General features: G+C 38.0%; 20 protein-coding genes. 10 read left to right on the top strand and 10 right to left on the bottom strand.

The genetic code is table 11. The features are described from left to right. The first annotated feature begins 265 nt into the window (after positions 1-265). The 7 genes from purN to MM239_RS18005 all read left to right on the top strand — a co-directional run bounded on the left by purN (position 266) and on the right by MM239_RS18005 (position 8,908). Positions 266-823, top strand: coding sequence for a phosphoribosylglycinamide formyltransferase (gene purN / locus MM239_RS17975; protein WP_241349631.1), 558 nt, complete (start codon positions 266-268; stop codon positions 821-823). A gap of 160 nt (positions 824-983) precedes the next feature. Next, a complete protein-coding gene (gene purH, locus MM239_RS17980) occupies positions 984-2,510 on the top strand; it encodes a bifunctional phosphoribosylaminoimidazolecarboxamide formyltransferase/IMP cyclohydrolase (RefSeq protein ID WP_241349632.1) in 1,527 nt (508 codons plus the stop codon). Between the two features lie 536 nt (positions 2,511-3,046). Then, positions 3,047-4,543: a cysteine--tRNA ligase gene (cysS, locus tag MM239_RS17985; protein ID WP_241349633.1), complete on the top strand. Its 1,497-nt coding sequence runs from the start codon at positions 3,047-3,049 to the stop codon at positions 4,541-4,543. After that, positions 4,533-5,510, top strand: coding sequence for a M28 family peptidase (locus MM239_RS17990; protein WP_241349634.1), 978 nt, complete (start codon positions 4,533-4,535; stop codon positions 5,508-5,510). The genes cysS and MM239_RS17990 overlap by 11 nt, the downstream gene beginning before the upstream one ends. A 20-nt stretch (positions 5,511-5,530) precedes the next feature. Beyond that, positions 5,531-6,556, top strand: coding sequence for a LacI family DNA-binding transcriptional regulator (locus MM239_RS17995; RefSeq protein ID WP_241349635.1), 1,026 nt, complete (start codon positions 5,531-5,533; stop codon positions 6,554-6,556). A gap of 118 nt (positions 6,557-6,674) precedes the next feature. Continuing rightward, positions 6,675-7,754, top strand: coding sequence for an aldose epimerase family protein (locus MM239_RS18000; protein ID WP_241349636.1), 1,080 nt, complete (start codon positions 6,675-6,677; stop codon positions 7,752-7,754). Positions 7,755-7,762: 8 nt separating this feature from the next. Continuing rightward, entirely contained in the window at positions 7,763-8,908 is a 1,146-nt protein-coding gene (locus tag MM239_RS18005; RefSeq protein ID WP_241349637.1) for a galactokinase, read from the top strand. Positions 8,909-9,291: 383 nt separating this feature from the next. On the opposite strand, the gene MM239_RS18010 is transcribed toward MM239_RS18005, so the two are convergent. The 10 genes from MM239_RS18010 to MM239_RS18055 all read right to left on the bottom strand — a co-directional run bounded on the left by MM239_RS18010 (position 9,292) and on the right by MM239_RS18055 (position 18,459). After that, positions 9,292-9,876, bottom strand: coding sequence for a porin family protein (locus tag MM239_RS18010; RefSeq protein ID WP_241349638.1), 585 nt, complete (start codon positions 9,874-9,876; stop codon positions 9,292-9,294). A 448-nt stretch (positions 9,877-10,324) separates the two neighbouring features. After that, on the bottom strand, positions 10,325-11,725 hold the full coding sequence (locus MM239_RS18015) for a sodium-dependent transporter (protein ID WP_241349639.1): 1,401 nt from the start codon (positions 11,723-11,725) through the stop codon (positions 10,325-10,327). 40 nt (positions 11,726-11,765) lie between these two features. After that, positions 11,766-12,692, bottom strand: coding sequence for an SDR family oxidoreductase (locus MM239_RS18020; protein ID WP_241349640.1), 927 nt, complete (start codon positions 12,690-12,692; stop codon positions 11,766-11,768). After that, positions 12,682-13,515 (bottom strand): peptidylprolyl isomerase, encoded by an 834-nt coding sequence (locus MM239_RS18025; protein ID WP_241349641.1) that lies wholly within the window; start codon positions 13,513-13,515, stop codon positions 12,682-12,684. Before MM239_RS18025 ends, MM239_RS18020 begins: the two co-directional genes overlap by 11 nt. Next, positions 13,516-14,451 carry a hydroxymethylbilane synthase gene (gene hemC / locus MM239_RS18030; protein ID WP_241349642.1) on the bottom strand — a complete coding sequence of 312 codons (936 nt, stop codon included), beginning with the start codon at positions 14,449-14,451 and terminating at the stop codon, positions 13,516-13,518. Beyond that, positions 14,451-15,359 carry a 30S ribosomal protein S6--L-glutamate ligase gene (gene rimK / locus MM239_RS18035; protein WP_241349643.1) on the bottom strand — a complete coding sequence of 303 codons (909 nt, stop codon included), beginning with the start codon at positions 15,357-15,359 and terminating at the stop codon, positions 14,451-14,453. Before rimK ends, hemC begins: the two co-directional genes overlap by 1 nt. Further along, complete coding sequence (locus MM239_RS18040; RefSeq protein ID WP_241349644.1) at positions 15,356-15,790, bottom strand: ATP-dependent zinc protease family protein; 435 nt, start codon at positions 15,788-15,790, stop codon at positions 15,356-15,358. The genes rimK and MM239_RS18040 overlap by 4 nt, the downstream gene beginning before the upstream one ends. A 2-nt stretch (positions 15,791-15,792) precedes the next feature. Further along, positions 15,793-16,929, bottom strand: coding sequence for a DNA polymerase III subunit (locus MM239_RS18045; protein ID WP_241349645.1), 1,137 nt, complete (start codon positions 16,927-16,929; stop codon positions 15,793-15,795). 9 nt (positions 16,930-16,938) lie between these two features. Then, positions 16,939-18,138 carry a GlmU family protein gene (locus MM239_RS18050; protein ID WP_241349646.1) on the bottom strand — a complete coding sequence of 400 codons (1,200 nt, stop codon included), beginning with the start codon at positions 18,136-18,138 and terminating at the stop codon, positions 16,939-16,941. A gap of 75 nt (positions 18,139-18,213) precedes the next feature. Then, the gene (locus tag MM239_RS18055) at positions 18,214-18,459 is read right to left on the bottom strand and encodes a type B 50S ribosomal protein L31 (RefSeq protein ID WP_241349649.1); all 246 of its coding nucleotides are present in this window, start codon (positions 18,457-18,459) and stop codon (positions 18,214-18,216) included. Positions 18,460-18,668: 209 nt separating this feature from the next. Here MM239_RS18055 and MM239_RS18060 point away from each other — a divergent pair, with 209 nt between their 5' ends. From MM239_RS18060 to MM239_RS18070, 3 genes are all read left to right on the top strand, one after another. Next, complete coding sequence (locus tag MM239_RS18060; protein WP_241349650.1) at positions 18,669-20,354, top strand: hypothetical protein; 1,686 nt, start codon at positions 18,669-18,671, stop codon at positions 20,352-20,354. Positions 20,355-20,417: 63 nt separating this feature from the next. Next, the gene (locus tag MM239_RS18065; RefSeq protein ID WP_241349652.1) at positions 20,418-22,250 is read left to right on the top strand and encodes an ABC transporter ATP-binding protein; all 1,833 of its coding nucleotides are present in this window, start codon (positions 20,418-20,420) and stop codon (positions 22,248-22,250) included. A gap of 37 nt (positions 22,251-22,287) precedes the next feature. Next, positions 22,288-22,653, top strand: a complete 366-nt coding sequence (locus MM239_RS18070) for a hypothetical protein (protein ID WP_241349653.1) — start codon at positions 22,288-22,290, stop codon at positions 22,651-22,653. The last annotated feature ends 138 nt before the right edge of the window (positions 22,654-22,791 follow it).

A 22,791-nucleotide genomic window follows, 5' to 3' on the forward strand; every position in this document is an offset into this window, starting at 1 on the left:
AAGAAAGAGATGGGGCAAGATCTTTCAGTGAATATACCATTGCTAAATGGCTATTTGGGTCTAATTTCGCTCCCATCTCCAACCACTTTTTGTTAAATTTACAATCATTTCAAACATAGGAGGTCTACTGCTATCAATTAATCCTTGAACTTACTCACAAACACATTGAACCAGATTCATAATAGGATTAGGGAAATACATGTGCTTCATTTTATCCTATCGATAATTTCATATTTTTGTACACTCAAACCAAAGCAGTCTTCAAGTGAAAAAAATTGCAATACTTGCATCAGGAAGTGGTAGCAATGCCGAAAAAATAATGGAGCATTTTCAAGCTTCAAACAAAGCTCAAATCGTTCTGATAGGAACCAATAAAAAAGATGCTTTTGTGCTTGAAAGAGCTAAAAAATTCGATGTCCCAACTTTCATTTTTACCAAAGCTGAGCTTGAAGGAGGTAATCTCACGCAAAAGTTGGTAGAGCTACAAGTGGATTGGGTGATTTTGGCAGGCTTTTTATTAAAAATACCACAAAACCTTATCGATAACTACGCTAACAAAATCATCAACATCCACCCCGCACTACTTCCTAAATATGGAGGAAAGGGCATGTATGGTATGCATGTGCACTGTGCAGTAAAAGAAGCTGGTGATAATGAAACAGGAATCACCATTCATTTGGTTAACGAAAATTATGATGAAGGCAAGATTATTTTTCAAGCTGCAACATCCATTGATGAAAAAGATAGTCCAGAAGAAATCGCTCAAAAAGTACACGCTTTAGAACATAAATACTTCCCCCAAGTCATAGAAAGTATGCTTTGATTCAGAGTTATAAGTTTGTTAAAAGCAAAACCACTAATAAAATTCGGGTTAATGCCTTGGTTTCCGTACCTTTGCGACTTGAAAAAAATTTCCTTTCACTATATCAGTTCTTAGAAGTATTCGATGAAAAAATCAAACTTACCTCTAAGTCCAAAAAAACATGGCAAATAAAAAAATTCAATCCGCTCTCATTTCAGTCTATTACAAAGACAACCTTGAACCTATCATCGAACAATTAAAAGCTCAAGGCGTAAAAATCTATTCTACTGGAGGTACTCAAAAATTCATAGAAGACCAAGGAGCTGAGGTCATTCCTGTGGAAGAATTGACAGGTTATCCGTCAATTTTTGGAGGTAGGGTAAAGACTCTCCATCCAAAAATATTCGGTGGAATTCTTCATAGAAGAGATCATGAGGGTGATGTATCCCAAGCTGGTGAATTTGATATCCCAGCAATTGATTTGGTGATTGTTGACCTTTATCCATTTGAAGAAACTGTAGCTTCAGGAGCTCCTGAAGCCGATATCATAGAGAAAATTGACATCGGTGGAATCTCTTTAATCCGTGCTGCTGCCAAAAATTTCAAAGATGTAGTAATCATCGCGTCGCAAGCTCAATATGGCGAACTTGAAGAAAGATTGAAGTCTCAAGATGGAGCAACGACACTAGAAGATAGAAGATATTTTGCAGCTCAAGCTTTCCAGGTATCCTCAAACTACGATACGCACATTTTCAATTATTTCAACCAAGCAGAAAACATCCCTGCATTGAAAGTTTCTGAAAGTAAATCCAAATCTCTTAGATATGGAGAAAACCCACATCAAGCTGCTCATTTTTATGGAGATATAGAAGCACTTTTTGAGCAATTGAATGGCAAAGAACTTTCTTACAACAACCTTGTAGATGTAGACGCCGCTGTCAACTTGATTGCTGAGTTCAAAGGAGAAACGGCATTTGCTATCTTGAAGCACACCAATGCCTGTGGAGTAGCTGTAGCAAACACGGTGAAAGAAGCTTATTTAAAATCCTTTGAGGCAGATACGACTTCTGCATTTGGTGGTGTTTTGGTTACAAACCAGACGGTTGATTTAGCGGCTGCTGAGGAAATGAATAGTCTTTTCTTTGAAGTTTTGATCGCTCCTGCATTTGATGCTGACGCATTGGAGCTATTGAAAGGAAAGAAAAACAGGATTTTGCTGGTACAAAAAATGGATCTCCCAGGAACCAAGCAAATCAAAACTTTGCTTAATGGAATCATAGAGCAAGACAAAGACCTTCAAACAGAAACAAAAGCAGATTTCAAAATAGTAACCAAAGTATCTCCTACGGATGCTGAAATGGATGCTTTGGTATTTGCTGCAAAAGTTTGTAAACACACCAAATCAAATACCATTATCCTAAGCAATAACAATCAGCTATTTGCTTCAGGCGTAGGTCAAACATCCAGAGTAGATGCACTAAGGCAAGCGATAGAAAAAGCCAAAAGCTTTAATTTTGACCTCAATGGCGCAGTGATGGCTTCTGATGCCTTCTTCCCATTCCCTGATTGTGTAGAGATTGCTTCCAAGGAAGGAATCAAGGCGGTAGTTCAGCCAGGTGGATCAATCAAAGATCAAGATTCTATCAATTTCTGTGATGCCAATGGCATGAGCATGGTAATGACAGGCGTGAGACACTTCAAACATTAAAGTTTAACTTAATAGAAAGAGTAAGAAGCCTGATCAATTGTTTGTTCAGGCTTTTTTCTTCAAAAGTAAGAAACCACGCTTATCATTTCATTAATTTCAAAAAATCACTCAATAAAACCCACCATTTAATTAAGCTTAGAATTTCTGTCAATTTTAAGAGTAAGTTTTAAATGAGTCAGCAACCCTACGGTTTGAAGCACTTGATGGGTTCTTGTTTTTGCCAATAGTTTGGTTAAGTTAAGCAGAGTTTTTGTTAAATTGAGGACTTCTATGCTTACAATCTATACAGAAAGCAATCCAAAACACTAAACACTAGAATAATTACAACTAAATCAAAGAATATCAGCAGATAAAGAAATTCATAGCTAATTTTATATGAATCATTTCATCGGTTGGGAGTAAAAGTAAAGTTAAAGTTTATCTGAATTTAGCTTAGAAGTTTCCTTGGATAAATTCTATCTGCTAATTTGCAATCTAATTCAACAAGCTCGATGTATCGTAAACCTTGAAAAGGTGAGATAAAGAAAGCGATTATTATGAAACACAAATCACAACTCAAAATATACAACACCCTATCAAGGGCCAAAGAGACTTTTGAACCTATCAAAGCACCATTTGTTGGCATGTATGTATGTGGTCCGACAGTCTATGGTGATGCACACTTGGGGCACGGAAGACCTGCTATTACTTTTGATACTGTATACAGATACTTAAGTCATTTAGGCTATAAAGTACGCTATGTGCGAAACATCACTGATGTGGGACACCTTCAAGGTGATGCTGATGAGGGTGAGGATAAGATTGCCAAGAAAGCGAAACTTGAGCAGTTGGAGCCTATGGAAGTAGCGCAACAGTACACGGATACCTACCATCGTGACATGCTTGCCCTCAATACAATCAAACCGAGCATTGAACCTAGGGCAACAGGCCATATTCCTGAGCAGATTGCGCTGGTTCAGTCCATTTTAGATGAAGGATTGGCCTATGAAGTCAATGGATCCGTGTATTTCGATGTTTTGAAATATAACGAAAGTCAACAATACGGAAAATTATCTGGAAGAGTCCTAGAGGATCTGATGAGTGGTACTCGAGACCTAGATGGACAGTCTGAAAAAAGGAATGCTGCTGATTTTGCATTATGGAAAAATGCAGCACCTGAACACTTGATGAAATGGGAATCTCCATGGGGAATAGGGTTTCCTGGTTGGCATTTAGAATGTACAGCCATGAGTTCTAAATACTTGGGCAAACATTTTGACATTCATGGAGGTGGTATGGACTTGATGTTCCCGCACCATGAGTGTGAGATTGCACAAGGTAATGCATGCAATCATCAAGATCCTGCCAAATACTGGATGCACAACAACATGATCACCATCAATGGACAAAAGATGGGTAAATCTCTAGGCAATTTCATCACGCTTCAAGAGCTCTTTACTGGAGAACACGAGCTATTAGAGCAGGCATATAGCCCTATGACGATTCGTTATTTCATCTTGACAGCTCATTATAGATCTACCTTAGACTTCTCTAATGATGCCCTAAAAGCTGCTCAAAAAGGTTACAAAAAGATTATCAATGGATTAAAGATTGCTCAAAAGCTTCAATACGTTCAAGATGACACCGTAGAACTAGATGAAAAACAAGTTCAGCAAGTAGAGCAAATCATCACAAATGCATACCGAGCCATGGATGATGATTTCAATACTGCACAAGCAATTGGACACCTTTTCAACTTATTGAAAAAAATCAACTCCTTATACACGGGTCAGTTGCACCCTTCTCATTTTGGCAAAGAAGTATTTGAAAAAATAATCAATACTTACCGTACATTTATCACAGAGATCTTAGGCTTGAATGAAGAAAAACCAAATAATCAAGAGGGCTTATTGGATGTGCTTTTGAAACTATATGGGGAGGCGAAAACTGCAAGAGATTACTCAAGGGTAGATGAAATCAGGAATTCGCTGAAATCCTTGGGTATTGTAGTAAAAGATATGAAAGACAAAATAGATTGGGCTTATGAAGAATAAAATTGCTGGATTTCTTTTTATGGCTTTGGCTTTCATGGCTTGTGAGTCAAGTAAAAATACCGAAGTCACGAGCGCTGTATCTTATAAAGAAGTTCCTGAGTTCAATGCAGATTCTGCCTATGCTTTTATTCAAAAGCAAGTGGGTTTTGGCCCACGAGTTCCAATGACCGAAGGGCATCAATTGACTAAAGAGTGGATCATCGAAAAATTCGAGTCCTACGGATTAGAGGTCAAAAAACAAGATTTTCAAGCGAAAACTCATGATGGGTTAACTTGGGACCTTACTAACATCATTGCATCATATAATCCTAAAGCTACTAAGCGTATCATGATCTCTGCACACTGGGACACCAGGAGAGTTGCGGATAAAGACACCCAGCGGATTGACCAACCAATAGATGGGGCGAACGATGGTGCCTCTGGCGTAGGCATGGCCTTAGAGTTGGCGAGAATATTAGCATCGTCTGAATTGCAGCCAAATGTGGGAGTAGATTTCATCTTGTTTGATGGAGAAGATGATGGTGAGCCCGAAAGCTCATACAATAGAAACAATTCACAGGTATGGTGGTGTCTTGGGTCACAGCACTGGTCTAAAAATCCTCATCAAAATGGCTACAATGCCTATTATGGAATTCTTTTGGATATGGTGGGTGCAAAAGGTGCAAGATTTTACAGAGAAGGATATTCGAGGCATTATGCCAAAAATATCGTCAATAAAGTATGGAATTATGGAATTGAATTAGGGTTTTCTGATTATTTTATCCTGCAAGATGCAGGTGAAATCACAGATGATCACTATTTTGTGAATAAAGATGCAAAGATACCTATGATCAACATCATCGAGTTCTCACCCAATACAGGGTTTGGCCGCTATCATCATACTCATGATGATAATATGGAGTTGATAGACGTAAGAACGCTTAAAGCTGTTGGTCAGACAGTACTTTTTACACTTTATCAGGAGTAATAACGCCTAAAGAAGAAAAAATGAAACGAGGTCATCAGGTTACCATGAAAGAGATTGCGAAGAAGCTAGGCTTGTCAGTTTCTACAGTTTCAAGGGCATTAAAAGACTCACCGGAATTGCATCCCGACACCAAACAGAAAGTGGTGGAAATGGCAAAAAGTATGAACTACCAACCCAATTTGCTAGCGCAATCTCTTCGGATTAGCAGAAGCAAAGTATTGGGAGTGATAGTTCCCGAGTTGACGTCACACTTTTTTTCTAGCAATATCTCAGGGATTCAAGATACAGCATACAAGCGTGGATACAATGTAATGATCTGTCAATCTAACGAATCATTCATACAAGAGATTTCCAATATCAAAATCCTTGTAGCCAGTCAGGTAGACGGTCTTTTGATTTCTTTAAGCAGGGAAACAAAAAATTACCAACACCTCCAAGACCTCTATGATAGAGGAATTCCATTTATCATGTTTGATAGGGTAACTGAGGAAATCCCAGTCTCTAGAGTCACTGTAGATGATGCTGAGGGTGCATATCGGGTTACCAAGCACATGCTAGAGCAAGGATGTAGGAAAGTGGCCTATATCTCTGGGCCAGAAGATTTATACATTAGCAAAAAAAGAAAAGAAGGCTACTTGAAGGCTTTAAGGGAATTTGGAATAGAAAACCCAGAAAGAAGAATCTATGCTTCTAACCTGAAAGAAGACTCTAACAAAGCTATTGCCAAAAAAATCCTTGAAGAAGAAGATCGTGCAGATGCTATATTTGCTATGATTGATCCACTTGCAATAGACGTAATGTTGGTACTAAAAGAAGCTGGCATAAAGATTCCTGAAGACATTGCCTTAGCAGGATTCACCAACAACCCCACATCAGCTGTGGTGGAGCCATCACTTACCACAGTACTCCAACCTGGCTATGAAATGGGCAAAATTGCAGCAAATCATTTGCTAGATAAGTTGGACGAAATCACTTCTGATGAGCCACAATCATTTATCTTGGACACTACCTTGATACCAAGAAACTCAACAAAGAAGTCCAAATAAGGACTTTTGTTAACCATATTCGCTGAAAACCAACAATTATCCTTCATATTTTAGAAAATTTGTGGGTAAATTGATTTTCAGCGTTTATTTTTAACATTCAAACCTATTCCCTTTAGATATGATTTCAGAACTTAAAACGAGTTCTTTACCTTTTGGAACATTGCCAGACGGTCAAGAAATATGGCTTTACACCCTCGAGATTGAAGGAGTGATCAAAGCATCCATTATGAATCTAGGAGCTACACTCACTCATTTGTATGTTCCAGATAGGCTTGGAAATATGGCGGATGTGGTTTTAGGTTTTGATGACCTAGAGGGATACTTACAAAAGGACTACCAAGACAACTATTGTTACCTTGGTTCTACGATAGGCAGAGTCGGAGGAAGAACAAAAGGAAATCAATTTACCTTGAATGGTAAAGTTTACAATCTCCCACTGAATAAAGTGACAACCCACTTGCATGGTGGGGAAGCTGGATGGGACAGAAAAGTTTGGAGTGCTGATTTTTTCCATGATGAAGAAGGCATTGGAGTGACATTTTCACTTTCTAGTCCTGATGGAGAGGGTGGATACCCAGGCAAAATAGATGTACAAGTAAGTTATAGAATCAGTGAAGATGCCAAATTACAAATCACCTATGAGGCAAAAACTGATGCACCTACAATCTTAAACCCAACAAATCACAGCTACTTCAATCTTAGCGGTGACCTTACCACTGACATCACAGATCATGTCTTACAAGTCAATGCAGCAAGGTTCCTACCTATTGATGAGGACAGTTTTGCAGATGGTTTGCTACAAGATGTAGCAGGTACAGCCTTTGATTTCCAAAAACCCACATTGATTGGGGAAGCACTTAGTAAACAGGAAGATATTCAGCTACAAAGAGGCAATGGTTTTGATCATGCTTTTGAAGTGGGACAAAGTGAAGTTGACGCCATTTTACATGACCCAAAGTCGGGTAGAACAATGGAATGCATTACCTCCGCACCAGCTATCCAAATATATACCTCAAACTATGTCAATGGACATTTCAAAGGTAAAAACAACATCCCTTACAAGCACAGAGCAGCGATCTGTCTAGAAACTCAAGGTTTTCCAGATGCAGCAAACCGAGAGGATCTCCCTTCTATCAAACTTAACCCTGAAGACAAATTTTGGTCACAGACCACTTTCAAGTTTACCACAAGCCTATAATACCTAACATGCAACTCAAAGAACAAATCCTAAATACATTTAAAACAACTTTTGGAAAAGATCCCTTAATAGTTTATTCTCCAGGAAGAATCAATCTCATCGGTGAGCACACAGATTATAATGGTGGATTCGTATTGCCTGCAGCGATAGATAAAAAGATGATTGTAGCCATTGCCGAGAATCAATCTGAGCAAGGCAAAATTTATTCTGTAGATTTTGAGGAAGAATTTGCTTTTGATTTGAGCTCCTTCTCTCCCAAGCCAGGGCACTGGGCCACTTACATCATGGGCGTTGTAGCACAACTTCAACAAGCAGGATACCAAGTTAAGGGCTTTGACATGGTGTTTGGGGGTGATATACCTGTAGGTGCTGGACTATCATCATCGGCAGCACTCGAGTGCGCCACTGGATATGCACTCTCTACCCTATTTGACTTTCAAATCCCTAAAACTTCACTGGTTCACTATGCACAGAAAGCGGAGCATACTTTTGCTGGCGTAATGTGTGGAATCATGGATCAATTTGCATCTGTGATGGGCAAGAAAGATCATGCGATCAGGCTAGATTGTAGATCTTTAGATTTTGAGTACTTCCCTATAGCGCTAGGTGATTATCAATTGCTGTTGATAGACACAAAGGTGAAGCATTCACTAGCCGACAGTGCATACAATACGAGAAGAAAGGAATGTGAAGCTGGAGTCCTTGCAGCTCAAAAAGTGAATCCTGAAATTCAGGACTTAAGAGATGTTTCTTTAGAGTTACTCGCTCAACTGGATCTTGATGCGAATGTAAGGTTAAGATGTAAATATATCATTGAAGAAAATCAAAGGGTAATAGACTCTTGCATAGCTTTAGAAAATGGAGACTTAGCGCGTTTTGGTCAGAAGGTTTATGAATCTCACTTTGGATTGAGCAATGAATTCGAAGTAAGCTGTGAAGAATTAGATTTCTTAGTAGACTTAGTAAAGGACAAGCAAGCAATATTAGGAGCAAGAATGATGGGAGGTGGTTTCGGAGGCTGTACGATAAACATTGTACATAAAGACGAAGTAAGTCAAGTCAAAAAAGAAGTGAGTCAAGCCTACGAAGAAAAATTTGGGAGGTTCCCAGAATTTTACTTGGTATCCCCAGAGGAAGGTTCTGGTACTTTATAATGGGACGTCAGAGCATTCAGTCTTAACCCTGATTTAAGACCAATAATAATGAAGATTAAAAACCTTCAAAATTAGCTGTTTGAAGCTTTTTTTGGAGGTTTTATTTTTGTGAGCTAAAAAAATCATATCACAACAGCTATTAATCCCAATGTCCTGACTTAAGATGTTCATCGATAGGAAATTCAATAAAATCTACAACTATAACCTTACTAAAACCTTTATATAGAGGATTCAATATAATATTGAATCTTAGGTTCACAATTACTTTGTAACAGGACATTAACGATTATACGACCGACATTGATGCATTCAAAATTAGCCTTAAGAACACCATTTAAAAATCAATTTCAAACCTGAATGACTAGACAAAGCAAAACTTATCTTTAAAACAACCTAAACCCTGCCGAAAGGATCAGTTGTGTTTGTCTTTGATCAGTTTGAAATCCCGCTACGCTTCCAGCTATTTTATGGAGTGAACTTTCATATTTCGCGTCCAAAATCAAATTACCAATATCAAGTCCAATACCAGCTTGATAACCAATCGTAGAATTTCTATATTCTATGGATTGTGTAGCAGCAATGGGATTATCATTAAAAGATTGATCCAAAATAATACTGGCTATAGGTCCAGCTTGAACCCTAAAAAACCTGGCTAGCTTGAACCCCATCATTAAGGGAATATCCAAGCGATTGAAGTTCGTTTCAACTGTCGCATTATTCGCTTCATCAATGATTACACCTCCGGTGTTTGTGTATAAAAACTCTGGTTGTATGAAAATAGATGCACCTCCCATCCTGATAAAAGCCCCCACATGATACCCAAGCCTATCATCACCAGATTGGTACCCATCACCATTTACTTTTATATTGGCTTGAGAAACTCCAAACTTCGGGCCTATTGAAAAGTCTTGGGCATATATAGCAAAACTGCACATCATGCAAACGACTAAGAGAAAGATCTTTTTCATATCAAATTATTTCAGGTAATTAATTAATCTTAAAATAGAATCTTAAAATTCAAATTTATAACGACTGTTTTTGAATTCATTTACATTCAAACCAGAATTTTTCTATTTCGTTATCGCACCTGCATCAAAGCAAATTTCATTTGTTATCTTCAATCATAGGATTCTGATCTTTGATCTAATACTTTTGATGTAATCAAAACATGTATCCAAGACATTAATTTTATCCCAAGACATCCATCAAGATAGAAGCTTCAATATAAATGTTTTGAAATATTTAAATCAAAATCAGATGATTCCTTAATTCAATAAAAGAGGCTGTATTATAAATTCAGTTGCAACATTCTAAATATCAGAAATTAAAATTTAAAAAACATAAAATTGGCTATAAAAGAAAAGTGGCTTTCAGCTATTCGCTAAAAACCACCTTTCAACATCAAAATTCATATTTTTAGCCACCAGTTTCTGGGTCGCCAAATACACCAAATAGATTCAACAGGACTAAGCCAATAACTATAGGGCATACGAATCTGATGAAAAACACCCAAATTTGACCAGGGCTTACGCCAAACAAGAATTTTTTCTTGAAACCTGGGGAACCCAATGCAATCTCATCTACAAGATCACTGGTCTTAAAGCTCCATCCTGAGAAAACAGCAAAAAGTAGACATAGAACAGTAACTGAAAGTGTTCCAAATGTCCAATCCATTATATCAAACCATCCTGTCTTTGTGATAGAACCAATACTCATTGTTATGGTGCTAAAAACACTTTCTTCAATAGAACTCAAAATAGCTGGAATAGAAACAACCATAGCCACTACACCTACTCCCCAAGCTGCTTTCTTTCTAGAGACTTTCTTTTCGTCAATAAAGTAACCGACTGGAACCTCTAGCATCGATATAGTGGAAGTCAAAGCAGCCACCATCAAAAGTAAAAAGAATGAAGCTCCAATTATAGATCCCCCTGGTATTTGATCAAATACTTGAGGTAAAATCTTAAATACCAAGGAAGGTCCTTCGTCTGGTTTCAAACCTAAAGCGAAAACAGCAGGGAAAATCATCAAGCCTCCAAGCAATGCCACAAAACTATCTAAAGCTCCTATCCATAACCCACTTGACACGAGGTTAGTACTTTTTGGTAAATAAGAACCATAAGTAACCATCAACCCCCAACCCACACTCATGGAAAAGAAAGCTTGACCTAATGCCGCTAAAATAACTCCTCCGTCGATCTTTGAAAAATCAGGGTTCAAATAATACTTAATACCTTCAGAAGCACCAGGCAATGTGACACTCCTTCCAGCAATCAGAATGATCAAAATAAATAAAACTGGCATTAATAGTTTAGAAGCCTTTTCAATTCCTCCAGACACTCCACCTAATATTACAATGATGGTAATCACCATAAACAAAAATGTGAGAGGTACTATGTATTTTGGAGTCTCAATGAATACATCAAAATCAACTGGGATATTTATTAATTCAGTAATAATGTAACCTACTGTCCATCCTGCAATCACTGAGTAGTACGTGAGTACCATAAAACAAATCACTACGCTCATGATACCCGGTATCATCCAAAATTTGTTTTTCGAAGCTTTTTTCATTGCTCCAATTGGGTTTTTACCTGTTATCCTACCTAAAGCTAACTCATTGAATAAAAGCGGTATACCAATCAACAAAACACAGAGAATATAAACAAAGACAAAAGCGCCCCCCCCATTTTCTCCTGTGATATAAGGGAATCTCCAAATATTTCCTAGACCTACAGCTGATCCCGCTGCTGCCATGATAAACCCAAGGCTGGATCCCCACTGGCCCCTACCTTCAGTTTCTGATTTTAATGCCATACTTGATTAATTTGTTGTTGATTGATAAATTATTGAAATGTTAAGAATCGGCTAATTTAATTTGTTTTGCTAAAATACCAATTCCATCCATAAAACTTTTGGGATTATACCCCAAGTCTTTTTTCGCTTTATCAATATAGAATCCTGTTTTCATTGGTCTTTTGGCTTTTTGTTTAAACTTAGAAGAATCTGATTCTAGTATCAGGGATTTATCTAAATTAAAAAATTCAGCAGTGGCCAAGGCCATTTGATATGGGGTGAGCACATCTTTTCCTGAAATATTGTAAACTCCTTTTGCACCGTGCTTAACAATAAGAAAACATCCTTCTGCCAAATCTTCTGCTAAGGTAGGTGTTCTCACCTGATCATTGACAAGATTGATTTGCTTTCCTTTTTCCAAAGCATCCTTCACCCAAAGGATGATATTAGACCGACTCATATCGTTAGCTATCCCATAAACTAGCACAGTCCTTACAATAGCCGAGTCGATCCCAGAATTCAAAATTATATTTTCAGCTTCTAGCTTTGTCCATCCATAAAAATTTACTGGATTGGCTTTGGCCTCTTCATGATAAGGCCCTTCATTTCCATCAAAAATAAAATCCGTAGACAAATGGATTAGATGAGACCCAAATTTTTCGCAAGCTTTCACCAAGTTTAGAACTGCTTGAATATTCAGCTCCTTGCATTCTTCTTTATACTCTTCACATTGGTCAACATTGGTCATAGCTGCTGTATGAATTACAAAATCAGGCTTTAATTTCTCAAATATTGCCATCACTTGACTTTCAACACAAATATCTAACTTTTCCCACTTTTCTACACCCCATGATATAGGAAGCCTACTTTCTCCCAATCCACTGGGGATCAATTCAAAGTTATCATCTTCAGAAATAAGCTTAACCAATTTCTGCCCCAATAGGCCATTAGCACCTGTAATTAGGATTTTCCCCTTCTTACTCCTCATAAACATACCCGAAATCCTTTGTAATCTTTTTCTTTGCTAAGTGTGAAACTGTAACTTTCATATAGACTGCATCTACAGGTTTATCTTGTGGGCCTGTTTTTTCTTTGGCTATTTTATCTAGAACCTCAGTACCTTGAATCAGTTGACCAAAAACCGTATACTCATCATCCAAATGTGGGACTCCTCCAATAGTACTGTATGCCTTCACACGCTCCTCCTTCATCTCTTTACCCAATTTGATATTGTAAAACTCCTCCAAGATCTCCTTATGTTCTAGCAAAATCTTATTCATCTCATCAAATGACTTTTCATTGTATAACTCAGTATATCTATCTTTCAACTCTTTGTTGCTCACTAGCTGAATGTATTGATTGAACCGAGCCCCCAATTGTCGCATATCTGTTGTCAACTCATGCTTTTGATAGGCTTTACCCTGCACAATATAAAATTGAGATCCACTAGAAGCCTTTTCAGGATTAACATTGTCCCCCATGCGTGCAGCTGCTATCATACCTTTTGCATGCATCCTATTGGATAAAATCTCCGCTGGAATCGTGTACCATTGATCTCTAGGCAAGCCTTCCTTTGCAAAGACATCTCCCCCTTGTATCATAAAATCCGCTATCACTCTGTGAAACTCCGTAGAATCGAACCTACCTTTCTCTGCTAATTCTATGAAATTCTTCTTATGCTTAGGTGTATCATCAAACAATACAGCATACATGTCACCATGCCTTGTTTCGATCTTTACCAAGTAGTCCTTCTCTACTGAACAGCCCATCATAAAGAGAACTAATACAGCAATAATTTGAGTTGTTTTCATCTATTTGTTCAGCGCTTTTTTGATTGCTTTTAAAATCTTATCTCCACCAGAGGTTAATACTTCATCAGCTAGTTTAGCACCAAGCTGCTCTGCATCTTTAACATTGCCTGATACTTCATGTACAATTCGCTCTGAGCCATCCAAGCTTACTATTCCACCTCGCATTGTGAGCAGATCCCCATTACAAGTTGCTAGCGCAAAAACAGGAATACTACAACCTCCTTCTAGTACCCTAAGGTAAGCACGTTCTGCCAAAAGTCTATAACCGGTAACTTCATGATGCGTAGCTTCAATGATCTTCAACTTCAATGCTTCATCTAATGAAGATGCCGCCTCTATTGCAACAGATCCTTGCCCAACAGCAGGGGTAAATTCAGCTAAGGTCAACTCCGCTCGAATCAAATCATCATAACCCATCCTGTGAGCACCTGCATAGGCCAATAGCAAAGCATCACATACACCTGATTCCATTTTTGCAATTCTGGTTTGAAGATTTCCACGAACCTCCACTGTTTTGATATGCGGATAAAAATGTTTTAATGTAGCAACCCTCCTTGTCGATGAGGTACCAAGTAACAGGGGTCTACTCGCATCAGTATAAACGATATCATCCTTATGACTAAGGATGATATCGTTTACTTTTTCTCTTTCCGTAAAAGCAATCAACTCAAACCCACTTGGAAGTGAAGATTGCATGTCTTTAGCACTATGAACAGCAATGTCAATCGTTCCATTAGCTAACTGATCTTCAAGTTCCTCGGTAAAAACCCCCTTGCTTCCAATCTTTGCAATAGAAACATCTAAAATTTTGTCTCCTTTGGTTTCAATGATGACGATCTCTGAGGCTATCCCCTTTGCATGAAGCAAATCAGCTACATGGTGAGCTTGCCAAAGAGCAAGTTTACTGCCTCTGGTACCAATTTTTACGGTTTGCATTATTCTCTAATTTTCCTTTTTGTCGTTTTCTTATTGACAGATTCCTCTATATACTTCACGATTTCGCCTGCGATGTTGACACCAGTTGCTTTCTCTATACCTTCTAGGCCTGGAGAGCTATTTACTTCTAAGATCAATGGACCTCTAGCAGACTGTAGCATATCTACCCCTGCAATGTCCAAACCAAGCGCACGAGCAGCTCCTAATGCTGCTTGTTTTTCTGCCCTACTTAGGCGTATTACAGTAGCTTTCCCCCCTCTATGAAGGTTAGATCTAAATTCACCTTCAGCACCTTGCCTTTTCATAGCTCCTACTACTTTCCCATTTACAATAAATGCTCTAATATCTGCTCCTTTGGCTTCTTTGATAAATTCTTGGACAATTATTCTTGCTTTCAAACCATGAAAAGCTTCAATTACAGATTGTCCAGCCTTTTTAGTCTCTGCCAAAACTACACCTAGACCTTGAGTACCTTCTAGAAGCTTGATAATCAATGGAGCACCACCCACTTGCTCAATTAAGGTCTTTTCACCTCCTTTTGAAAAATTAGTGAAAGCGGTCTTAGGCATTCCAAGGCCTGCCTTTGATAATATCTGAAGCGATCTAAGCTTGTCTCTACTTCTTACAATAGCCTGAGATTCTACTGCTGAAAATGCACCCATCAATTCAAATTGACGCACTACAGCTGTTCCATAAAAAGTCACCGAAGCACCAATCCTTGGAATGATGGCATCGACTCCTGCTACTTTTTCTCCTTTGTAAATAATTGATGGACCCTCCTGTTCTATAATAATGTCACACAATGAGTGATCAATGATTACAGACTCATGCCCTGCTGCCAAAATAGCTTCATTTAACCTCTTTGTTGAATAAAGCTGCGAGTTTCTTGATAAAATTGCGATTTTCATTTTTTTGTTTTTTGTGACAGGTTCATAGCTGAGACATCTACTAAAAACCTGCCTTGAACCATTTTTCGCCCAATAAGAATTGCATTTCTCATTTTTGACCTGTCTGTTAAAGTAAATTCCGCTTCAAACTCTTCGTCAAACATACTGACTTTTGTAGTAATTTTATACCTTACTTCTGCTTGCCCGAAAGAATTTTTCACTTTTTTTTGAGTATAAAATGTAGTTGAATAAGTAATGTCCTGATAACGTTTGTGATCAGGAGAAAGAACCTTATAAAAAAGTGTCATAACCCCATCAACTTCTTTCTCTTCTGTAAAAAGACAATGGATAGAACTTGTGTAAGCACCAGTATCTACTTTAGCAGATACGCGCTTTAGTCCCCAATCTGGCAGATCAATCCTTTCTTTTCTGCCTATAATCTTTTTCTCCATGTTTAATCTGTTTTTCTTCTCAGGATTCTTGCCAATTGGAATGATAAATCCGTAAATAATATTTTTGCACTCGCATTTCTCTCTAAATGATAATGAGATGTGTTTAGCTGAGTATACATATCTGCAATTTTGTCCGCATCGAGTACATGAATCCCTAATTTTTCTATAAAGTCCCTCTCTTCTGCGCCACTACGCATCAAGGCTATCAATTGGGACTTGCTCAACATCACTTCACGAAGTACGTTCAAACCTGTAAGTAAAAAGGATTTTTGAGCTTCTTTGTCCTTCTTTGAAAAATCATCCGCTCTGGATATGAGCTTGCTTATGCTTAAACTAAAGCAATCTCTATACCAATCTCTGATCTGCAGCGTATTTTCATCCTGAACTTGGTCAATCATTCGGTATGCCTCACGCATACTTCCATCAGCCAAAGGCGCTATTTGCTCTGCTGCCTCTCTAGAGCTCATGCCTTCAGATACCAAATGATCTTTGATCTCTTGATCCGAAAATGCCCTCACCATTACTTTTTGAGTTCGAGATAATATTGTGGTCAGCAATTGTTCTGGCTGCGATGTCAATAACAAAAACAAAGTTTTCTCTGGTGGCTCTTCTAGGACTTTCAACAAAGCATTGGCAGCGGCTGTATTCATATATTCTACGCCCCATATCATCATGATCTTATACCCTCCTTCAAATGACTTCAAAGAAATGGTGCGCATGATATTTCTCGCTGAACCTTTGGAAATATTGAGCTGCTTTTTATCAATTTCATTGAAATAAATCCAATCTGAAATATTCCCGTAAGGCTGATGGATTGCAAAATCTCTGAATGAAGCGACGAAATCAACCTTTTTCTTTTTATCATCATCTTCCTTTTCATCACCAGGTGCTGGCATGACAAAGTTCATATCTGGATGTACCAACTTGGCCATTTTTTGACAAGAAGGACATATGCCACAGGCATCTGTTTCACTTGGATTTTGACAATGCAAATAAGTTGATAATGCCAGTGCCATTTGAAGATTGGCTGACCCCTCTGGTCCATGAAAAAGCAAAGCATGAGCAAGGTGATTGCTTTTCACAGCATTGATTATCCTTTCTTTGACTTCATCAAGTCCTGGTATCGATGAAAATTGCATATTGGTAGATTAAATCGATTTGTCCCAAATTCGGTAATGCTTCGTAAGTTCGAATATCCTTTGGATGATATCCTTTTCAACTTGGTTGTATTCTTTTTTCCTTCTTCCCATCACTGCTATTGCTACTTCCTCAAACTTTCTCAGTTGAAAAGTACTAAAGCCTGCTGCACCTCCCCAAGAGAATGATGGCACAAAATTACGTGGATACCCGTCTCCAAATACATTAGCTCCAACACCTACGACCGTTCCTGTATTAAACATGGTGTTGATGCCAGACTTAGAATGATCCCCCATCATCAAGCCACAGAACTGTAATCCAGTATTAGAAAATCCTCCTTTTGTATAATCCCAGACTTTAACATCCGCATAGTTGTTTTTCAAATTGGAGGTATTGGTATCCGCTCCTAGGTTGCACCACTCTCCCAAAACCGAGTTACCCATAAAGCCATCATGTCCTTTGTTGCTAAATCCAAAGATGACTGAGTTGGACACCTCACCTCCCACTTTCGAGTGAGGGCCTATTGTAGTATCTCCACGCATCTTGGCTCCCATGTTGACAGTAGATCCTTCACAAAGCGCAAATGGCCCCCTTATTAATGCTCCCTCTTGTACTTCCGAGTTTTTCCCTATATAAATTGGCCCGTTCTCGGCATTAAGTATTGCTGCTTTGATTTTTGCACCAGGCTCGACAAAAACTTGATCTTCGCCATAGACTTTAGTGTAGAGATCATTGATTTTTTCTGAAACTCTTCCTGAAGTGATCAGTTCAAAATCCGACCTTATCTCCGCTGCGTTGAATTCAAAAATATTCCATGTTTTTTGAATTGATCTCACATCCCCTTGATAGGCAAGCGCTTCTTTGCCCTTTGCCCAATCTATCGAAAAGCTTGCAGGAGATTCGCAATAAGTAGCTATCAAAAGATTACCTGACCACAATGACTGTGTAGGTTTTAGACCCCTAATTTCCTCCCAAAGGGTTTGATTAGGACATAAAGAGCCATTGACCATCAGTGACCCTGTAGCATTATGCGGGTATTTTTCCGCTAAATAATCTTGAGTAAAATAGCCAACGGTGGCGTTTGAGAACTTTTCCCACTTTTCAGAAATAGTCAAGATTCCAACCCTAATCGCTGCGACAGGTCTGGTAAATGTAAAAGGCAACAAAGAGCCCCTGATTGCAGGGTCATCAAATAAAATCAAATTGTCCATGACACAAAAATAAAAAAGTCTCTCGGAATACAACTCCCAAGAGACTTTTTAAAACAATTATTGAAGTATAGTGAATTACTTCTTCGCGTATCTTTTGTTGAATTTCTCAACTCTACCAGCAGTATCCAACAACATTTTCTTACCTGTGTAGAATGGATGTGAGTTAGAACTTACTTCAATCTTGAAAACTGGGTACTGTTTTCCATCTTCCCACTCGATAGTTTCGCTGGTTTCGATAGTTGACTTTGTTAAGAATTTATATTCGCTAGAGGTATCATAGAATACGACATCTCTGTAGTTAGGATGAATATCTTTTTTCATTGTATTGTTATTTATCTTGTATCGCTTTTCTCAAATGAGGCACAAAGTTATCCTTTTTTAAAAAATCTTCCAAATCTATTTCTTGATTTTATCAAAAACTTAGCTTTATTCTAGCATTTATTTTTACAAACATCTTCATTTCAAATTCAAAGTAAGTGAAATTACCCTTCTTTTCATAGATTTACGATTCTTGACTAGAACATCACCTCATGAAAAACATCTACTTATGTTTATTCCTATTCGCGTCAACTACAGCAAAGCTATATGCTCAAGCTGCTTATGCCCCCTACAACAGAGATTACTATCACTTGATTGAAAGGTATGAGATCATCAAAGGCACAAACAACAGTGAGTTTCATACCAGTTTCAAACCTTATCGTAGAGATCAGATCATAACGCTAATCAATCAATATGCAAACGACTCACTTAGACTTATTCAAAGCGCTTCGGATCAATTCAACAGCAACTATATCCTCAATGACAGCTGGGAACAATCATTAGAAAATACTAATAGTTCTAAAAAACCAATTTGGAAGAATTTTTACAGAAGGCCTGCTGATTTCTATCATTACCATGATGATTATTTCGATATCCATATCAATCCCGTCTTGTATTTATCTGCTGGAAAAGAGTTAGGGCATGATGACTTTAGGTTTCGAAATACAAGAGGCATAGAACTAAGAGGGTCTATAGATAAAAAAATTGGCTTCTACACTTACCTTACTACCACACAAACTATTTTCCCCTCATGGGTAAGAGATTATGCACTTGCAAATGGTGCTGTTCCAGGGGAAGGGTTTTGGAAAGAATATGGAAATGAGGGATACGGGTATTTTTCTGCCATGGGCCACATTAGTTTTGATGTGAGCAAGCATATTCAGGCACAATTTGGACACGACAGAAACTTTGTTGGTGAAGGATATCGCTCAATGATTCTATCAGACTTCTCCAATCCATATGTGTTTTTTAAACTAAACACTAAAATATGGAAGTTTAATCTTACAAACCTATGGTCTCAGATGACCGCAGATGTGATTTACAACAGACAAAGACCAACTGATGGCAGGTATCCTCAGAAATGGTTTAGTCACCACAGGTTAGGGATCAATATTGGGAAAAGGCTTAACATTGGCGTTTTTGAGTCTGTGATGGCAAATCAATTTGATTGGAATTATTTGAATCCTGTAATCTTTTACAGATGGGTGGAGCATCAGCTAGGGACTCCTGACAAAGTAATGCTAGGCTTTGATGGAAAGTGGAACTTCACCCCTGGCATGCAATTATATGGACAATTTGCTTTAGACGAATTTGTATTCAATGAATTCTTTGGAATAGACGGTAAAAACTCAAGCCGAAACAAGCATGCCATTCAGCTAGGGTATAAATACATCAACGTATTGAAAATTTCAAATCTAGATTTACAACTTGAATACAACCAAGCGAGACCTTATACGTATCAAGAGAAATTCGAATATCAAGCATTCAATAATTACAGGACACCATTAGCACATCCTTTGGGAGCAAACTTCAGAGAATTGATAGGAATCTTGAGGTATCAACCCTTGCCAAAAATCTTTGTCAATGTTACTGGAATCTACCAAAGCTATGGCACTGATCCTGATGATCAGACCAACTATGGAGGTGATTTGCTCAAAAATAGGTTGGTAACAAACACAGGAATGGGATTGTTTGGCCACACAATTGGTCAAGGTATTTCCAATAAAGTTTTGATGGGTAATGTAAACGTAAGCTATATGCTTAGGCATAATTTATTCCTTGATTTCGGTCAAACATTGAGAAGAAAGACAGCACAGAACCTTGACTCACCCGAAATCCAATCATTTTCTCAACTTGGAATCAGGTTAAATATTGTAAGGCAAGAATTCAATTATTAAAAAGTAACGAAGGAGGCATTTTAAATTTAATTAACTTGCGTCCTCAAAATAGAATATATCCAAATGCAGACATATTTCAGAATACTCTCCTATGCCAAACCTTATGGGAGATTTATTCCTATATACATTTTCTACACCCTATTAGCCATCATTTTTAGCTTATTAAACTTCACTTTATTAAAGCCACTATTTGATGTGATATTTGAACAGGGTGAGGCGACTCAATATATAACAGCACCAGAAGCTCCTGAATTCGCATTTACGGTGGATTATTTTTTACAACTGTTCAATTTCTATTTCAACCAAGTTGCTGATACTTACGGTAAGTTTGGAACATTACTTTATGTATGTATCATCATTGTTATCTCCGTATTTCTTTCCAATCTTTTTGCTTACTTATCAGGTGTGGTGCTTGCAAAAGTCAGGGCAGAGATTATTAAAAAGATGAGAATGGATATCTTTAGCCATGTTACTGAAATGCACATTGGGTATTTCTCAAGTGAAAGAAAAGGTGATCTGATGTCAAAAATGACCAATGATATCCAAGAAGTAGAAAATAGCATCGTTCAGTCTTTGCGTGTGGTATTCAGGGAACCAGCTACAATCCTTTTATACTTTGCTGTTCTCTTTTTTATGTCAGCCAAGCTAACCATTTTCACCATACTAATCATTCCTATATCTGGAGCAATCATTGGTGGGATTACCAAAAGATTGAAAAAGACAGCGATAGAAAGTCAAGAATCATTGGGAAGGATCGTGAACATCCTAGATGAGACCATCGGTGGGATGAGGGTAATCAAAGCATTTGGGGCTCAAAAATACATCAACCATAAATTTGACGAAGAAACTGACAATTATTCAGAGGTGAATATTTCTATGGCCAAAAAGAATGAATTGGCTTCTCCTATCTCACAATTCATGGGAGTATCTGTAGTTGCAGGTATTTTAATCTATGGAGGGAGTTTGGTATTAAATAATAATTCTGAGCTAAGTGCAAGTGATTTCATCACCTACATTATCATATTTACGCAAGTACTGAATCCAGCAAAGGAAATCTCGAGAGCGGCAAGTGTAATCCAAAGAGGACTAGCCTCAGCGGAGCGGATTTTTAAAGTGGTAGATACACCTAGTAAGGTTCAGAATCCTACTTATCCAAAGTCAGTATCAGGTTTCGAAAGGGAGGTTACTTTTGATAAAGTAAGCTTCAAGTATCAAAAAGAACTCGTGCTCAAAGATATAAGCTTCTGTCTAGAGAAAGGCAAGACAGTAGCCTTAGTCGGACAGTCTGGTGGTGGGAAATCTACTATTGCAGATCTTGTACCAAGGTTTTATGACCCTACTCAAGGACAAATACTCCTAGATGGAGTGCCTCTTCATGAGTTCCAGCTAGGTGAACTTAGAGGGTTAATGGGTATTGTTACCCAAGAGTCAATTTTGTTTAATGACACGGTTTTCAACAACATAGCCTTTGGGCTTGAAAATATCTCGGAAGAAGCTGTAATAGAAGCAGCAAAAATTGCCAATGCCCATGAGTTTATTGTAGGATTGGAAAATGGGTATCAAACTTCTATAGGCGAAAGAGGAATGAAGCTATCTGGAGGACAACGTCAGCGCTTAAGCATCGCTAGAGCTGTACTTAAAAACCCTCCAATTCTTATCTTGGATGAAGCCACCTCTGCATTGGATTCAGAGTCAGAGCATCTGGTACAAGAAGCATTGACCAAACTAATGGCCAATAGGACGACTTTAGTAATCGCACATAGGCTGAGTACAATACAACATGCTGACCTAATATTGGTGGTTCAAAAGGGAAAAATTGTACAGCGAGGGACTCATCAAGAGCTGATAGAGCAAGAAGGTATTTACAAGAAACTTTCCACAATGCAGACAGTTTAGTATATTTAACCACCCAAACAATTTAAAAGCAAATCAGATGAGTAAATTTAATAGTATCATGCAATTGCTAGTTGCTTTGTTTTTTGCAGTTAGCTTAGTGTTTTTCTTGAGCTTCGAGAGTACAAAGAGTTTATTTGGAATGGAAGAGCTACAATCTGGCACTGTAGTCACATTTTTGCTAGTCGGTCTGATCTTATTCCTTTGTGCCTGGGGTACATCCTCATTGGTTGCAAGAAATCTAAGAAGTGACCTTGCAAAAAAAGAACTAGAAAAGAAGGAACTCAAAGCTAGGATGTACGACCTAGAGCAAAGTATCAAGCTTAAGAACTTTGAACAGAGGATTGAGCCGAAGGAGGAAGACAAAGATAATTCTGCGATCAAACCAAGACAGAATATCAAGTAGAAATTCATTTATTTCCTTAAATCCGCAAGTGAATAATTAAAAAAGCCAAAAAAGTGGCTGAATTAATTGTATTCAGGCTTTTTTGGCTCGTTTTTTTTCACTTATTTAGGTGTTACCACACATCCTTAATAAGATTTA

Origin of the sequence: Belliella filtrata (genome assembly GCF_022549775.1) — a bacterium.
GTDB lineage: Bacteria > Bacteroidota > Bacteroidia > Cytophagales > Cyclobacteriaceae > Belliella > Belliella filtrata.

Coding starts and splice junctions, on each gene's coding strand:
- purH (WP_241349632.1), top strand. CDS start 984: ATGGCAAATAAAAAAATTCAATCCGCTCTCATTTCAGTCTATTACAAA.
- cysS (WP_241349633.1), top strand. CDS start 3,047: ATGAAACACAAATCACAACTCAAAATATACAACACCCTATCAAGGGCC.
- MM239_RS17990 (WP_241349634.1), top strand. CDS start 4,533: ATGAAGAATAAAATTGCTGGATTTCTTTTTATGGCTTTGGCTTTCATG.
- MM239_RS17995 (WP_241349635.1), top strand. CDS start 5,531: ATGAAACGAGGTCATCAGGTTACCATGAAAGAGATTGCGAAGAAGCTA.
- MM239_RS18000 (WP_241349636.1), top strand. CDS start 6,675: ATGATTTCAGAACTTAAAACGAGTTCTTTACCTTTTGGAACATTGCCA.
- MM239_RS18005 (WP_241349637.1), top strand. CDS start 7,763: ATGCAACTCAAAGAACAAATCCTAAATACATTTAAAACAACTTTTGGA.
- MM239_RS18010 (WP_241349638.1), bottom strand. CDS start 9,876: ATGAAAAAGATCTTTCTCTTAGTCGTTTGCATGATGTGCAGTTTTGCT.
- MM239_RS18015 (WP_241349639.1), bottom strand. CDS start 11,725: ATGGCATTAAAATCAGAAACTGAAGGTAGGGGCCAGTGGGGATCCAGC.
- MM239_RS18020 (WP_241349640.1), bottom strand. CDS start 12,692: ATGAGGAGTAAGAAGGGGAAAATCCTAATTACAGGTGCTAATGGCCTA.
- MM239_RS18025 (WP_241349641.1), bottom strand. CDS start 13,515: ATGAAAACAACTCAAATTATTGCTGTATTAGTTCTCTTTATGATGGGC.
- hemC (WP_241349642.1), bottom strand. CDS start 14,451: ATGCAAACCGTAAAAATTGGTACCAGAGGCAGTAAACTTGCTCTTTGG.
- rimK (WP_241349643.1), bottom strand. CDS start 15,359: ATGAAAATCGCAATTTTATCAAGAAACTCGCAGCTTTATTCAACAAAG.
- MM239_RS18040 (WP_241349644.1), bottom strand. CDS start 15,790: ATGGAGAAAAAGATTATAGGCAGAAAAGAAAGGATTGATCTGCCAGAT.
- MM239_RS18045 (WP_241349645.1), bottom strand. CDS start 16,929: ATGCAATTTTCATCGATACCAGGACTTGATGAAGTCAAAGAAAGGATA.
- MM239_RS18050 (WP_241349646.1), bottom strand. CDS start 18,138: ATGGACAATTTGATTTTATTTGATGACCCTGCAATCAGGGGCTCTTTG.
- MM239_RS18055 (WP_241349649.1), bottom strand. CDS start 18,459: ATGAAAAAAGATATTCATCCTAACTACAGAGATGTCGTATTCTATGAT.
- MM239_RS18060 (WP_241349650.1), top strand. CDS start 18,669: ATGAAAAACATCTACTTATGTTTATTCCTATTCGCGTCAACTACAGCA.
- MM239_RS18065 (WP_241349652.1), top strand. CDS start 20,418: ATGCAGACATATTTCAGAATACTCTCCTATGCCAAACCTTATGGGAGA.
- MM239_RS18070 (WP_241349653.1), top strand. CDS start 22,288: ATGAGTAAATTTAATAGTATCATGCAATTGCTAGTTGCTTTGTTTTTT.